At 70.9% G+C, this 14,588-nt stretch carries 10 protein-coding genes; 6 read left to right on the forward strand and 4 right to left on the reverse strand.

Going from position 1 to position 14,588, the window contains the following annotated elements; translation table 11 throughout:
* Window positions 1-126: 126 nt before the first annotated feature.
* Together QFZ82_RS07560 and QFZ82_RS07565 are read right to left on the reverse strand one after the other, a co-directional pair.
* Complete coding sequence (locus tag QFZ82_RS07560) at window positions 127-2,133, reverse strand: spermidine synthase (protein ID WP_307712395.1); 2,007 nt, start codon at window positions 2,131-2,133, stop codon at window positions 127-129.
* 296 nt (window positions 2,134-2,429) lie between these two features.
* A complete protein-coding gene (locus tag QFZ82_RS07565; protein ID WP_307717654.1) occupies window positions 2,430-3,752 on the reverse strand; it encodes a mannitol dehydrogenase family protein in 1,323 nt (440 codons plus the stop codon).
* 189 nt (window positions 3,753-3,941) lie between these two features.
* Between QFZ82_RS07565 and QFZ82_RS07570 the strand changes: the two genes are divergently transcribed.
* The 3 genes from QFZ82_RS07570 to larB all read left to right on the forward strand — a co-directional run bounded on the left by QFZ82_RS07570 (window position 3,942) and on the right by larB (window position 6,892).
* Window positions 3,942-5,246: a lactate racemase domain-containing protein gene (locus QFZ82_RS07570; RefSeq protein WP_307712396.1), complete on the forward strand. Its 1,305-nt coding sequence runs from the start codon at window positions 3,942-3,944 to the stop codon at window positions 5,244-5,246.
* Between the two features lie 79 nt (window positions 5,247-5,325).
* On the forward strand, window positions 5,326-6,195 hold the full coding sequence (gene larE, locus QFZ82_RS07575) for an ATP-dependent sacrificial sulfur transferase LarE (RefSeq protein ID WP_307712397.1): 870 nt from the start codon (window positions 5,326-5,328) through the stop codon (window positions 6,193-6,195).
* Window positions 6,188-6,892, forward strand: a complete 705-nt coding sequence (larB, locus tag QFZ82_RS07580; protein WP_307712398.1) for a nickel pincer cofactor biosynthesis protein LarB — start codon at window positions 6,188-6,190, stop codon at window positions 6,890-6,892. Before larE ends, larB begins: the two co-directional genes overlap by 8 nt.
* 28 nt (window positions 6,893-6,920) lie before the next feature.
* On the opposite strand, the gene larC is transcribed toward larB, so the two are convergent.
* Window positions 6,921-8,159, reverse strand: coding sequence for a nickel pincer cofactor biosynthesis protein LarC (gene larC / locus QFZ82_RS07585; protein WP_307712399.1), 1,239 nt, complete (start codon window positions 8,157-8,159; stop codon window positions 6,921-6,923).
* Between the two features lie 159 nt (window positions 8,160-8,318).
* Here larC and QFZ82_RS07590 point away from each other — a divergent pair, with 159 nt between their 5' ends.
* The 3 genes from QFZ82_RS07590 (at window position 8,319) to QFZ82_RS07600 (ending at window position 13,712) form a co-directional block, all read left to right on the forward strand.
* Window positions 8,319-8,759 carry a hypothetical protein gene (locus QFZ82_RS07590; protein WP_307712400.1) on the forward strand — a complete coding sequence of 147 codons (441 nt, stop codon included), beginning with the start codon at window positions 8,319-8,321 and terminating at the stop codon, window positions 8,757-8,759.
* Window positions 8,760-8,872: 113 nt separating this feature from the next.
* Window positions 8,873-10,399, forward strand: a complete 1,527-nt coding sequence (locus tag QFZ82_RS07595; protein WP_307712401.1) for a M1 family metallopeptidase — start codon at window positions 8,873-8,875, stop codon at window positions 10,397-10,399.
* A 253-nt stretch (window positions 10,400-10,652) separates the two neighbouring features.
* Window positions 10,653-13,712: a Tn3 family transposase gene (locus QFZ82_RS07600; protein ID WP_307712402.1), complete on the forward strand. Its 3,060-nt coding sequence runs from the start codon at window positions 10,653-10,655 to the stop codon at window positions 13,710-13,712.
* Between the two features lie 219 nt (window positions 13,713-13,931).
* Here QFZ82_RS07600 and QFZ82_RS07605 read toward each other — a convergent pair whose 3' ends face one another.
* On the reverse strand, window positions 13,932-14,531 hold the full coding sequence (locus QFZ82_RS07605; RefSeq protein ID WP_307712403.1) for a cysteine hydrolase family protein: 600 nt from the start codon (window positions 14,529-14,531) through the stop codon (window positions 13,932-13,934).
* Between the last annotated feature and the right edge of the window lie 57 nt (window positions 14,532-14,588).

Here is a 14,588-nt window from a genome sequence, read left to right on the forward strand (position 1 = left end):
CTGTCTCCAGGACCTGATCGTGGAGGTGGTCGTGGGTCGTCGACCGAGTGAGCCGCCGGGAGGCGTGGGGGGAGGCTGCAGCGGATCAGCCAGACCGCTGAGGACCCGTCAGGCTGCGCCGGGCGATCAGGGTGATGATGGCGCCTCGGACTCCAGCGGCCGTGGCTCGGGCAGCGCGGGCGCGTCCGGGCCGTTGCCGGTGAGGCGCATCGCCGCGTAGGCGCCCAGGTAGAGCGCGGCGACGATCAGCAGCAGCGTCTGATAGCCGGTCAGCAGGGCGAGATACTCCAGGGTGCCGCCGGTGAGGGCGCCGAGCAGGTTGGCGCCGAAGGCGGCCGTAGGGTCGGGGGCGGAGGCCAGCCGGTCGGAGAAGATCAGGTTGGCGCAGAAGATCGGCGCGAAGGCGAGGGCGATCGCCGCGGCGAGCCGTCCGGCGAAGGGCAGCGCGAGGACGGACTCCGGGGGGACCAGCCAGGCGACGGCCAGGGTGGCGAGCAGGACGAGCGTCATGACGGGCTGGTTGAGCCGCCGCATCCGGCGGCGCACTTCGACGCCGGCCAGCACGGCGAGCAGTACGCCGATGAAGACGAGGGCGTTGACCAGCCAGGTGGTGCCGAAATAGAGGGCGAAGCCGATGACGCTCTTGGTCTCCAGCAGCATGAACGCGGCGCCGAGCAGGAACATGTCGGCGTAGCGGACGGTGCGCCGGACGCGGACCCCGGTGAGGCGCACGGACAGCACGGTGACCAGCAGGATGCCCCCGAGTGCGCCCAGGTAGAGGCTGGGGATGGTGCGCTGGAGCAGATAGGGGAAGGGGTGGTCGTCGGTCGCGGGCTCCGGGACGGGGCCACTGGCCTGCCAGGTCTTCGCGCAGGACTGGTCGGCCGTGGTCCGGCCGGCCACGAACACGGCTTGTCGGCCGCCGTAATCGGTCATGCAGGGGGCGTGTCCGAACACCGTGGTGAGATCACCGGCGAACCGGTCGATCAGCCAGTCCTTTCGATAGTAGTTGTACATCGTGAACGCGCCGTGCGGGGCCAGGTGTTCGTGCGCTGCCTCGAACGCCTCCCGGGTGAACAGATAGCTCTCCAGCCGGAGATTACTCGCACCGGAGACGAGTGTCAGTGAGTCCGGCAGCGCGAGGACGATCAAGTCGTAGCGGGCGTCTGTCCGTTCGAGAAAAGCGCGGCCGTCGTCGATATATGTGTGCACCCTGGGGTCGTCGTACGGCTTTTCGGAATGCAGTCGCGCGCCGATCTCTCGCAGTTCCGGGTCGATTTCGACGGCGTCCACGCGCCGCGCCCCGTGGGCCAGCGCGAGGGCGACGTCGTTGCCGTTGCCGGCGCCGATGACGAGGACCCTGCGGTAGGGGTTGCCCGGCGTCTCGCGATACGGCCGTCCGTACGGCGAGTCCGGCCTCATCAGGACACTGAGCGGCGCGATGCTCTGGTGCGGGACGCCGTTGGCGGAGATCTTGTAGTCGCGGGTGCTGCTGCCGGCCGGGGGCCGCTCGACGTCGATCTTGTAGTACGGCGACCAGGAGACGCCCTGCGCCGCCGATTCGAAGGCCAGGACCGCCACCATCGCGGTGAGCGGTACGGCGTAGCGCACGCTGTTGCGCCGTCCGCCGAGCACGAGCATCGCCAGTCCGGCGACGACTCCCCAGGCGACCGAGGGGGCGCTCAGCCAGGACAGCAGGGCGAACGCCACGGACCCGGTGAGGGCGCCGAGGAGGTCGTACTGGTACGCCTCCAGGGACGGCAGCTGCCGGAACAGGTCCGCGGTGATCTTGCCGATGGCTGCCATGACGAGCGCGGCCAGCAGGAACAGGACCGGGAGGGTGACCCATTCCGGAAGTCCTGTGGTTTTCACGGCGGTGAAGTAGATGACCTCACCGCTGGTCTGCTGCACCTGGACCGGGAACTCCCGTACCAGGACGACGAGGACGGCCAGTGGAACGGGCGCCCAGCGTTTCAGCCACTGCCCTCGTCGGGCCGGAATGAGGAATCCAAGACCGATACCGAGGAACGAGCCGAGGAGAATGAAGTTCGAGAAGTAACTCAGATGGACGATGTTGGCGCCCGTCCAGCGGATCAGGGCCAATTCGACGAACAGCATGGTCGCGCTGGCCAACAGCAGTTTTCCGCGGATTTCCCACGCACCAGTGCGACATTCCATGCCCCGAAAGGTCCCACTTTCGCCGCGACGAGTCGAGTACCCGCGTGTCCGGCCCGGCGGCCTTCCTCCATGCTGACCGGCCGGACGCTCACACTCGGTCGACGACCCACGACCACCTCCACGATCAGGTCCTGGAGACAGTCTGCTGACCGCCGGGCGGCCCGTCGATCACCCGGCCGACGATGCGAGCCGAGCCACTGGCGGGGTCAAGGACCGTCAGGTCCGTGGCCGGCGGAGGCGCCGGTGCGTGGTCATGGTGCGCACAATGCTTCCGCCTGGCCCCGGACGGCGTCCACGAGCGTCAGGTCGGCGGCCAGTTCGGGGCCGAGGAACGTCAGGATCCCGCGCACGGCCGCCGGGAGGGGGCCCTGGGCGAGGGGCACGATCCGCGCGGCCTCGGTGTCGGTCACCGGGACGCCCAGCCCTCGCAGATGGCAGACCCAGGCGGCCAGCACGCGCACGGCGCCCTGCGGCACCCGGCCGGCGGCGCGCTCCCGGCGCAGCACCGGCAGGATGCGTACCGGGAGCTTCTGAGAACCGTCGGCGGCGATCTGGGCGAGCGCGTGCCGTATCCGTGGATTGGCGAAGCGTTCCAGCAATGCCGTGCGGTACGCGGCCGACTCCTTCTGCGGCAGCGTCAGATGCCGGGAGGCCTCGGCCCACCACTCCGCCAGCCAGTCGCGGCAGACGGGATCCGCGACCGCGTCGGCCACCGTCGTACGGCCGCGGATGCCGCCGGCGTAGGCGAGGAGCGAGTGCGCGCCGTTCAGCAGCCACAGTTTGCGCTGCTCGTACGGCGTCACATCGGCCACGAACCGGGCCCCGGCCTCCTCCCAGCGGGGCCTTCCGGCGGGAAACTCCCCACTGATGACCCACTCCGAGAAGGGTTCGGTGACCACCGGGGCCGCGTCGGCGAGGCCGGTCGCCGCGGCGACGGCGGCCAGGTCCTCGTCGGTCGTCCGCGGGGTGATCCGGTCGACCACGGTGGTGGCGAACGTGGCGCACCGGTCGATCGCCGCGGTCAGCTCCGGGCGGCCGGTGTGGCGGGCCAGTTCGCGGACGGTGTTCTCCAACGCCCTGCCGTTGTCGGGCAGATTGTCGCAGGAGACGACGGCGACCCGGCCGAATCCGCCACGGTCGCGGGCGGCCAGCCCGGCCAGCAGTTTGCCTGCGGCGGTGACGGCCGGGGCCGTGGGGTCGGCGCGCAGCGCGGCGATGTCCGTGGCGACGGAATCGGCCCCGGTGTCCAGGCCGCCGCCGGGGCGGCGGGAGTAGCCGGCCTCGGTGACGGTCAGCGTGACGACCGCGAGCCCCGGAAGTCGCCAGTGGCCGGTCCACGCCCGGTGGTCGTTGCCCGCGTGGGTGGCGGAGAGTCCGGCAAGGATGTCGAACCGGTCTCCCTCGCTGCCGCGGGTGAGCAGCGTGTAGAGGCCGCCCTGCGCGGACAGTACGTCGGCGAGGCCGGGCCGGCGACCGGTGAAGGCGGCGATGCCCCACTGCCCGGCGTCTGAGGCCCGGTCCGTGTACCAGGCCTGGTGCGCGCGGAAGAAGTTGCCCAGGCCGAGGTGCAACATACGCACCGGCGCGGCGCGATCGGCTCTCCCGCCCGCGCGGGACAGGACCGGAATGCGGGAGGCGGGCACAGCGAGTGAATACGGCACATGGAGAATTGTCCGCACCAGCGTCGATGCTTGGCAACCGGTTGCAACGAGATTGCCACCGCACCCTTGCGGCCGGGGCGGCGGGCTGGGCATCGTGCACACATGACGGAGAGCGCACGCGGCAATTCCGCCCGGAGCACCGGTGGTTCGGCGACACGGGCGGCCGTTCTCGGCGGGCCTCGGACGGTACTCGGCGAGGACCAGGTCACGGAGTTCGTCCGGCGGCAGCTCGCGAACGTCGACCTCGACGGCCGAAGCGTGTGCCTGGTGGTGCCCGACGGCACGCGCAGTTGCCCGCTTCCGCTGCTGCTGACCGCCGTGCACGGCGCCCTGGCGGGGCGGGTGAGCCGGCTGACCACACTGATCGCGCTGGGCACCCACGCGGCGATGGGCGAGGCCGAACTGGCCACCCACCTGGGTCACCCGGCGGGTGGCCTCGAAACGCGCTATCCGGGCATGACCGTACGGAACCACGAGTGGTGGGAACCGTCTGCGTTCGTCTCCCTCGGCACGATCTCCGCGGACCGGGTGGCCGCGATCTCCGGGGGTCTGCTGCGCCGGGAGGTCGAGGTCAGGCTCAACCGTGCGGTCGTGGATCACGATGTGGCGCTGGTCGTCGGGCCGGTGTTCCCGCACGAGGTCGTCGGCTTCTCCGGCGGCAACAAGTACTTCTTCCCCGGTGTCGCCGGTGCGGACATCATCGACCTCTCGCACTGGCTGGGCGCCCTGATCACCAGCTCCGAGATCATCGGCACCCGGGGCATCACCCCCGTGCGGGCGCTGATCGACGAGGCGTCCGCTCTCATCCCGAGCCGGCGCCTCGCCCTGTGCGTGGTGGCCCGATCCGGCACGGGCTCGCTGCACGCCGTGTCGTTCGGCAGCCCTGAGGACGCATGGGCGGCCGCGGCCGACGTCTCGGCCCGGACCCATGTCCGCCATCTCGACGCGCCGGTCAAGCGGGTGCTGTCGCTGATCCCGGAGAAGTACGAGGACATGTGGACCGCGGCCAAGGGTTTCTACAAGCTCGAACCGGTCGTCGCCGACGGTGGCGAAGTCGTCCTCTACGCGCCCCATGTGCGGGAACTCTCCGCGATGCACCCCGAGATCGCCCGGATCGGCTACCACTGCCGTGACTACTTCACCCAGCAGTGGGAGCGGTTCGAGGACCTGCACTGGGGCGTCCTCGCCCACTCGACCCATCTGCGCGGCGCCGGTACCTACGACCCTGTGCACGGCGAGCGGTTCCGGGTGACGGTCACCCTCGCCACCGGCATCCCCGAGGACGTCGTCCGCGGGGCGAACCTCAACCATCTCGACCCGGCCGAGGTGGACATCGAGGCGTTCGCCGCCGAGCCGGACACCCTGGTCGTCCCGCAGGCCGGTGAGGTCCTGTACCGGCTGCGCTGATCCGTTTCCCGCAGCCGGCCCGAGCCCTGTGCCCTGCCAGGGCCGTCGCCACACCCTGACGTACCACCAGGAGGACAGCATGACCATCACTCTCCCGCCCACCCTCACGGACGCCGACGCGGAGGCGGCGGGGTGCGTCGCCGCACAGCTGCGCGGGGCCTCCCCGCTGGGGGTCGCCTTCTCCGGCGGTGTCGACTCGTCACTCCTCCTCGCGCTGGCGGTCCGCTTCCTCGGGGCGGACCAGGTGGTGGCGGTCCTCGGGGTCTCCTCCAGCCTGGCCGCGGACGAGCGGGCCGCGGCCCACGACGTCGCGGCGTTCATCGGCGCGCGGGTGGTGGAGGTCCGCACCCGCGAGAGCGAGCTCCCGGCCTACCGCGCCAACGGCCCCGACCGCTGCTTCCACTGCAAGGACGAGCTGTTCACCCGGATCTCCGACGAGGTGGTCACCGCGCACGGGCTCGCCGCGGTCGCCTACGGCGAGAACGCCGACGACGTGCGGCGCCCCGACCGCCCCGGCAGCCGTGCGGCGGCCGAACACCGGGTGCTGCGTCCCCTCGCCGCCGCAGGCCTGGACAAGGCGGCGGTACGGCGCATCGCCCGGGCCCTGGGGCTGCCCTGCGCCGACAAGCCCGCCGCACCCTGCCTGGCCTCCCGCATCCCGCACTTCGAAGAGGTCTCGCCGGAAAAGCTCGCCCAGGTCGAGCAGGCGGAGAAGACACTGCGGCAACTGGGCTTCTCCGATTCCAGGGTCCGCCACCACGGCGACATCGCCCGGATCGAGGTACCGGTGGCGGAGATCGTGCGCATGGTCTCCGGCACCACGCGCGAAGAGGTGCTGGCGTCCGTGAAGGCCGCCGGCTTCCGGATGGTCGCGGTGGACCTCGCCGGCATCACCTCCGGCGCGTTCACCCTGTCCCTGGTCGACGGCACGGGAGGCAGCCGTGGCTGACGCTCCGACACCGCCCGCGTCGCTCGTCCCCCTCTCGGACTTCGCCGATCTCGACCACGACCGAGCCGAGCGGCGCGGCTACCCAGAGGCCGTGTACTGCGAGGGCAAGACGCCTGCGCAGGTGGGCTCCATCGCGGCTGCGGTCCGTGACCGGGGCACGGTCACGCTGTTCACCCGCGCCTCGCCCGAGCATGCCGAGGCGGTCCTCACGAAGGTGCCGGACGCACGGTACGACGGGGAGGCACGACTGCTGGCCTGGCCGCCGGAGCCGCCCGAGCCGACGGGCGGACCGGTGGTGGTCGTCGCCGCCGGCACCTCCGACCTCCCGGTGGCCCGGGAAGCGCTCCTGACCGCCACTCACCTGGGGCGGGCCTGCGACCTGGTGGTCGACGTCGGTGTGGCCGGGCTGCACCGCGTCCTCGCCCGGCTGGACCTGCTCCGCGCGGCCCGGGCGATCGTGGTGGTGGCGGGCATGGACGGAGCCCTGCCCAGCGTGGTGGCGGGCCTCGTGGCGGCTCCGGTCGTCGCCGTACCCACGTCGGTCGGCTACGGAGCCGCGCTCGGCGGTATCGCCCCGCTGCTGGCCATGCTCAACGCCTGTTCGCCCGGCGTGGCCGTCGTCAATATCGACAACGGCTACGGCGGAGGCCACCTGGCCGCCCAGATCGCGGCGCCCGCACCCCGGTCGGGCGGCTGAACGCGGCCACCCGCCGGACGCCGCCCTGTCACCGCCGTGACTGTCCCGGCGGCACCGGCGCCCCTCCCACGAGTCCGGCGGCGACCGCCCGGGCCACAGCCGCTTCCAGCACCGTGCGCACCGGCAGGGCCAGTTCGGCGGCGAGCGCCGCGACGTCGTCGAACTCCGGCGTCGCCTGCATGATCAGTCCCCCGCGGTGGGCGATCTTGACCGGGACGGTCCCGCCGAGCACCGGTACCGGTACCCAGAGGCGCTGCAACGCGGTCCTGCGTACGGCCGACTCCCGCACCCCGATGGTGCTCGTCTCCCGGAGGACCAGCTCGCGCAGCTCCCCGGCGCGCTCGGTCGGAGCGAGGACCCGGAGGGTGTGGGCCGGCCTTCCCTTCTTCATCAGGATCGGCACCAACCAGGCGTCCGACGCTCCGGCGGCCAGCAACGAGGCCAGCACACCCGGCCAGACACGGGGATCCAGATCGTCGACGTTGGCCTCCAGCACCACCGCCTGCGTGGTGTCGGCGGTGCCGTGGCCGGGCTCGAGTCCGGCGGTGCCGACCACGACGCGTACGACATTGGGCCGGCCCGGAGTGTCCTTGGTACCGGCACCCACGCCTGAGGCGCCGACGCACATGCGTGGCAGACCGGCGGACTCCTCCGCCAACGCAGTGACCAGGGCCATCCCCGTGGGAGTGGCCAGTTCTCCGCTCCCGCCGTCGAAGATCTCCCGCCCGGCGGCCAGTTCGAGCACCGCGGGCACGGGCACGGGGATCTCGCCGTGAGCCGTTCGCGCCCGGCCGGACCCGACCGCCACCGCACTGACCGTGAGCCGGGTGACACCGAGATCGTGCAGAGCCGCGCAGACACCGACCACATCGGCGATCGAGTCCAACGCGCCGACCTCGTGGAAGTGCACCTCGTCGGCCGGTACGCCGTGCACCCGGGCCTCCGCCCCGGCCAGCCGCTCGAACACCGCCAGCGCACCCGCCCGTACGGGCTCGGCGACCCCGGTGGAGCGCAGCAGTTCACGGACGGTCTGCCAGGTGCGGTGCGGCTGGTCCTCGGCCAGTACCTCGACCCCGGCCTTCACCGCCCGCATGCCGCACCGGGTCACCTCTGTCCGCGTGAGCCATACGGAGGCCGGGACGACGGCGTCGACAGCGGCCTGGACCGCCTCCAACGACGCCCCCGCGTCGAGCAGCGCACCCAGCAGCATGTCACCGGCGACCCCCGCGGATGCGTCGATCCAGGCAACTCGGCCGGACGCAGTCATGCCGCTGGGTCTCCCGCATGTGAGAGGGACAGGGGACGTTCGTTACCGCTGTTGCCGCAGTCTACGGCGAGGCGGGCACGGCTCGATGGGGATTCGAGGGCCCGGTGTCCGCAACGTGAGACCGCCGGCTGCCTCCAGGCGCCGCCGATCGGCGCGACCGTGCCCGGGTACGAGGTACGGTCGGCGACCGACGGGCACCTGGCGGCCTGCAACGAGGTGCGGCGGAAGGTCCACGGGTTCGACCGCGGCGGTGAGCTCAAGGCGGGAACGGGCCGTGTGACGGAGCACGACGAGCGCGTCACCGGATACACCACGGACCTGTCCTTCTTCGCCCACGCGGACGGAGAGACGACCGAGGACATCAGGGCGCTCATCGCCTCGGCTCGGTCCTTCGGCGGCCCGGGCATCCTCGTCCCCGCCTCCAACAGCGCGCTGTTCCAGTGGTGTCTGGGCAACGGCCTGAGGAGTGAACCAGCTGATGAGCCTGATGACCGTCGGCCTCTGCAGCGCGCCCGCCGGGGCGGACCTGCCTTCCATTTCCTGGTGAGTCCGCGGGCCGAGGTCCCGTGGGCGCCCGGCTGTCGTGTGCCGGCCGGATGACAATCGCATGACCGGATGGCAGTCGCATGAAAGGCCGAGCTTCGCTCCTGACCGGTGGCTCCGGCCGTGCGTAGAGTCCAGGAGATCGTTCGTCCCTACGACTTGGAGCTCCTGTGCACCGCAGACTCATCGTCCCGAGCGCGCTCGCGGCCACGCTTCTGCTGGCGATCCCGGCATCGGCCGCAAACACGTCGGTCGGGGCCCCGGGCATCGGCGACCCCTACTACCCGGCAGCCGGGAACGGCGGCTACGACGTCTCCCACTACGACCTGAGGCTCACGTACCAACCGCAGACGGACCTGCTGAAGGGGACGGCGACGATCCTCGCCACCGCCACGCAGCGCCTGAGCCGCTTCAACCTCGACTTCGGGCTGTCCGTCGACGAGGTGCGCGTGAACGGCAGGAAGGCGGCGTTCACGGCGAGCGGCGACCACGAGCTGGAGATCACTCCGGTGACGCCGCTCGAGAAGGGCCGGCCGGTCTCCGTCACCGTCCGGTACGCGGGCAAGCCGTCCGAGCTCAGCATCGGCGGCTACACCGCCTGGCACCGCACCCCGGACGGCGGAGTCGCCGCGCAGGAGCCCGAGTCGGCGGTGTGGTGGTTCCCGAGCAACGACCATCCGCTGGACAAGGCGACGTACGACGTCTCGGTCGCGGTCCCGGACGGCACCCAGGCCATCAGCAACGGCGTTCTCGTCTCGCAGAGTTCGCGGCTGGGCTGGACACGTTTCAACTGGCGCTCCAACAAGCCGCAGGCGTCGTACCTGGCGACGCTCGCCGTCGGCAAGTTCGACATCACGACCGACAAGACCGCGGACGGGCTGCCGGTCCTCAACGCGTACAGCAAGGACCTCGGCGACAACGCGGGTGCGGCACGGGCCAGCATCGAGCGGACCGCCGAGGTCACCGAGTGGCTGACCGAGATCTTCGGCCCCTACCCGTTCAACGCGATCGGCGGTTACGTGCCGAACGTGAAGAGCGGCTACGCGCTGGAGACGCAGACCCGTCCGTTCTACAGCCCGCGGCAGTTCGCGAACGGCGCCAACGTCTCCGTGGTCGTGCACGAGATGGCGCACCAGTGGTACGGCGACAGCGTCTCGGTGGACGGCTGGAAGGACATCTGGGTCAACGAGGGCTTCGCCCGCTACAGCCAGTGGCTGTGGTCCGAGAAGGAGGGTGAGGGCACCGCGCAGGAGCTGGCGGACCACGTCTACGCGACGCGGGCGGCCGACGACCCGTTCTGGACGGTGAAGCCGGGCGACCCGGGCCCGGACAACCAGTTCCACATCGCCGTCTACGACCGGGGCGCGCTGGCGCTGCAGGCGCTGCGGAACGAGATCGGCGACGAGGACTTCTTCGCTATCCTCAAGGGCTGGCCGGCGGAGCGTGCGTACGGCAACGCCAAGGTGGGCGACTTCGTCGCGTACGCGGAGCGGATCTCGGGCAGGCCGCTGGGCGCCCTGTTCGACACGTGGCTGTACGAGCCCGCGAAGCCGGCCGCCTCGACGGCGGCCGGGGCGCGGATCGCTCAGGGTGACGCGGCCCGGCCGGCGCAGCCGAAGTCCTGGAAGAAGATCGCGGAGACGAACACGATCCACGAGCACGACGAGCACGAGAAGGGTCACGCTCACGACCACTGACGGTGGCGGCTCGGTGCCCCGCGGCCCACGGTCCGCGGGGCACCGGCGCGTTCGGGCCGGGCCGATGACGCCGGCAGGCGCCGGCCGTGCCGGCCGTGCCGGGCGCCTGCCGGCGCGGAGTTGGGGGTTGAGGAACATCGGAACGAAAACTGGCGCTAAGCCCGTCGCGCGCGGGAGAGCGCTTTGACCTGGACTTCTGTGGGGGCGGAACCTTCGACAGTCGTGTTGATCATTGACTGTGTGGAGGTCCAGGGTGCCGGTCGAGTTTCTGACGGATGTGCAAGCCGCCGCGTACGCGGCGTTTGACGGGGCGCCGTCCCGTACGGAGTTGGAGCGGTTCTTCTTCCTGGACGACGCGGACCGGGAGCTCGTCGAGGCGAAGCGGCGGTCTCACAACCGGCTGGGTTTCGCGGTCCAGCTGACGACCGCGCGGTATCTCGGGGTGTTTCTGGACGACCCGACCGACGTTCCGCAGGAGGTCGTCGGCTATCTCGCCGAGCAGCTCGGCATCGAGGACTCCTCGGTCCTCAAGGCGTACGGCGAACAGCGGTGGAAGACCCGGTTCGAGCACGTGTGGGAGCTGCGTGAACTCCTGGAGTACACGGAGTTCGCCGAGGCGGAAGCCGAGTTGCGGGCGTGGGTGGACGCGCGGGCCTGGACGACCGGGGAAGGCCCGAAGGCACTGTTCGACGCGGCGGTGGGGTGGCTGCGCGAGCGGCGGGTGCTGTTGCCCGGTGTGACTACGCTCGCCCGACTGGTCGCCTCGGTGCGCGAGACGGCGAACCAGCGGCTGTGGGACACCCTCTACGGACTGCTGGGCACCGGTCAACGGGCGGTGCCCGACTCGTTGTTGACCGTGCCGCCCGGCGCGCGGGTGTCGGAGCTGGACCGGCTGAGGCGCGGTCCGGTACGGATCTCCGGCCCTCAGATGAAGTGGGCGCTTCAGCGGGCGGAGGAGATAGACGGATTCGGGATGGGTGAGCTGGACGTGTCGGGGATACCGCCGCGGCGGCTGGCGGAGCTGTCGCGGTACGGCGTGGACGGCAAGGCGTCGCTGCTGCGCCGCCACGGCGACTCCCGCCGCCTGGCCACCCTGCTGGCCACGGCGGTCTACCTGATGAGCAGGGCGGTGGACGACGCGCTGGACCTGCTGGAAGTACTCATTGCCACGAAGCTGCTGGCCAGGGCGGAGCGGGAGACGGCGAAGCAGAAGATGAAGACCCTGCCCCGGGTCGAGCGGGCCTCCGCGAAGCTCGCGACCGCGTTCCAGGTCGTCTTCAACACCACGTCTGAGCACGTCGACACCGACACGGGCGAGATCGCCCCGCCGGAGGTGGAGACGTTCGAGGCGATGTGGGAGCGGATCGAGCAGGTGGTTCCGCGCCACGAGCTGGCGGCCGCGATCGCCGCGCTGTTCGAGCTGACCCCGCCGCTGGACTCCGACGCGGACGAGGCATGGCGGGCGATGCTGGTCACCCGATTCCCCACCGTACGGCCGTTCCTCAAACTCCTGGTGACGGTGGTCGACTTCGGCGCCACCCCCGAGGGCCTGCCAGTCTTGAAGGCGATGCGGTCGCTGCCTGACCTGATGGGGCGAAAGAAGGTCGGCCCGGCCGAGATCGACACGTCCCTGCTGGTGGGCTCGTGGCGGCGGCTAGTGCTGAGCGCGCCGCACCTGGAGCCGGGCACGGTGGACTGGAAGGCGTACGTGTTCTGCGTGCTGGAGTCCTTCCACCGGATGCTGCGCCGGCGTGAGGTGTTCGCGAAGAACTCCTCCAAGTGGGGCGACCCGCGGGCGAAGCTTCTGGACGGGGAGGCATGGGAGCAGACCAAGCCGACCGTGCTCGCGTCGCTCAACCTGCCCGCCGAGGCGGGCGAGCATCTGGCGGCGCGGGCCGCGCTGCTGGACGGCACCTACCGGGAGGTGGCCGGGCGGGTGCCGACGAACTCCCAGATCGTGTTCGACGACGACGGACGGCTGCACTTCGCCGCCCTGGAGCCGGAGCCCGAACCGGCCTCCCTGCATGCCCTGCGGGAGGCGGTGGAGGCGATGCTGCCCCGCGTCGACCTGCCGGAGGCCCTGCTGGAGGTGTTCTCCTGGACCGGCGCTGACCAGGCGTTCACCTCTATCACCGGCGGCGAGGCGAGGCTGAGCGACCTGCACGTGACAATCGCCGCGCTCCTGGTCGCGCACAGCTGCAACGTCGGCTACACCCCCGTCATCGGCTCTGTGGACGCGTTGAAGTACAGCCGTCTCTCCCACGTCGATCAGACCTATCTGCGGCTGGCGACGTACCGGGCGGCGAATGCCACGCTGATCGACTACCAGGCGTCCGTCCCGCTCGCGCAGGCATGGGGCGGCGGACTGGTCGCCTCTGTGGACGGCATGCGGTTCGTCGTCCCCGTTCCGTCGGTGTACGCCCGACCGAACCCGAAGTACTTCGGGCGCCGGGGCGGCGCCACCTGGCTCAACATGATCAACGACCAGGCGGCGGGGCTGGGCGGGAAGGTGGTGGCCGGCACCCCGCGCGACTCCCTGTACGTGCTGGACGTCCTCTACGACCGCGACGGCGGCAAGCGCCCCGAGATGATCGTCACTGACACCGCCTCGTACAGCGACATCGTGTTCGGCCTGCTGACCCTGGCCGGGTTCGCGTACGCGCCTCAGCTTGCCGACCTGCCGGACCAGAAGATGTGGCGCATCGACCGCGGCGCTGACTACGGCGCCTTCCAGGACGCCGCCCGAGGCCGGGTCGACCTCGCCCGGATCGAACGCCAGTGGGAGGACATCCTTCGCATCATAGGCTCCATCCACACCGGAGCGGTCCGCGCCTACGACGTGATCCGGATGCTGTCGCGGGACGGGCGCCCCACGCCGCTCGGCGACGCGATCGCGCACTATGGGCGGATCGCCAAGAGTCTGCACATCCTGCGTCTGGCCGACGAGCCCGGCTACCGGCGGCAGATCAAGAGCCAGGCCAACCTTCAGGAGGGCCGCCACTCCCTCGCCCGGAAGATCTTCCACGGCAGGAACGGGCAGCTCTACCAGCGCTACCAGGACGGCATGGAAGACCAGATCGGCGCCCTCGGCCTGGTCCTCAACGCCCTTGTCCTCTTCACCACCCGGTACATGGACGCCGCCGTCACCCAGTTGCGGGCGGACGGCTTCGATGTCCGCGACGAGGACGTCGCCCGCCTCTCACCGTTCGTGCGGCACCACATCAACATGCACGGCCGGTACTCCTTCCAGCTCCCCGACCTGCCCGGCGGCCTGCGTCCGCTGCGCGACTCGGACGCGGCCGACGAGGTGTGAACCCGGTGCGCGTGGCCTTCGCCGCCGGGGCTATCCCGGCGGCGACGTTTGTACTGGTCACCGCTTCGTAAGGTGCCGGGATCCGTAACGTCGGCGGAGGTCGCGGCGGGTGCGGGTAGGCGGCGGCGAGGCTCAGTGCTGCTGGGCCAGCACTGGGGTGTGGGCGGCCGCCACACCGGGTGGGTGCGGCGGCCGTGGGTGATCGGCTCGTGGTTCGAGTCAGCCATCCCGGAGCAGGGCGTGCAGCTCGGTGGTGTCGATGATGTGGGCCCGTGAGGGGAAGACTCGGTGGAGTAGGACGTTGTGGACTTCAGTGTCTGGGTCGGCGACGCCGTCGGACAGGATGTAGAGCCGGTAGTCGCGGTCGGCCGCGTCGATGACGGTGGACAGGACGACTCCGCTGGTACTGATGCCGGAGACGACCAGAGTGGTGATGCCGCGCTCGCGTAGCTGCTGGTCGAGGTCGGTGGTGGACATGCCGCCGTAGCGGACCTTGCGCACGATGATGTCGCCGTCCTGGGGAGCCAGGCGCTCGTGGATGGCAGTGGCAGGGTCCTCGTGGTGCATGACGTGGTGTTGGGCCAGCGGGGCGAAGGACTTGTTGGAGGCCGGGATCGCGTCCCAGTCGGCATCGGTGAAGCCGACGCGTACGTAGGCGATGGTGCCGCCGTTTGCGCGAACGTCGGCGATGGCCCCTTCCACGCGACCGAGCAGGGCGTTGCGGTCCTCGCCTTCGGGCACAAAGGCCAGGATCGCGGGCTGGTAGTCCATGACGAGAAGCGCGGTGTGCGTGGGGTCAAGTACGGGCGCAGTGCTCACGCGAGTGTTCTCCTTGCTGGTGGTGTGCCTGGTCGACGCGGACGCGCACCGGCGGAC

The organism is Streptomyces sp. V4I23 (genome assembly GCF_030817975.1).
Taxonomy (GTDB): Bacteria; Actinomycetota; Actinomycetes; order Streptomycetales; family Streptomycetaceae; genus Streptomyces.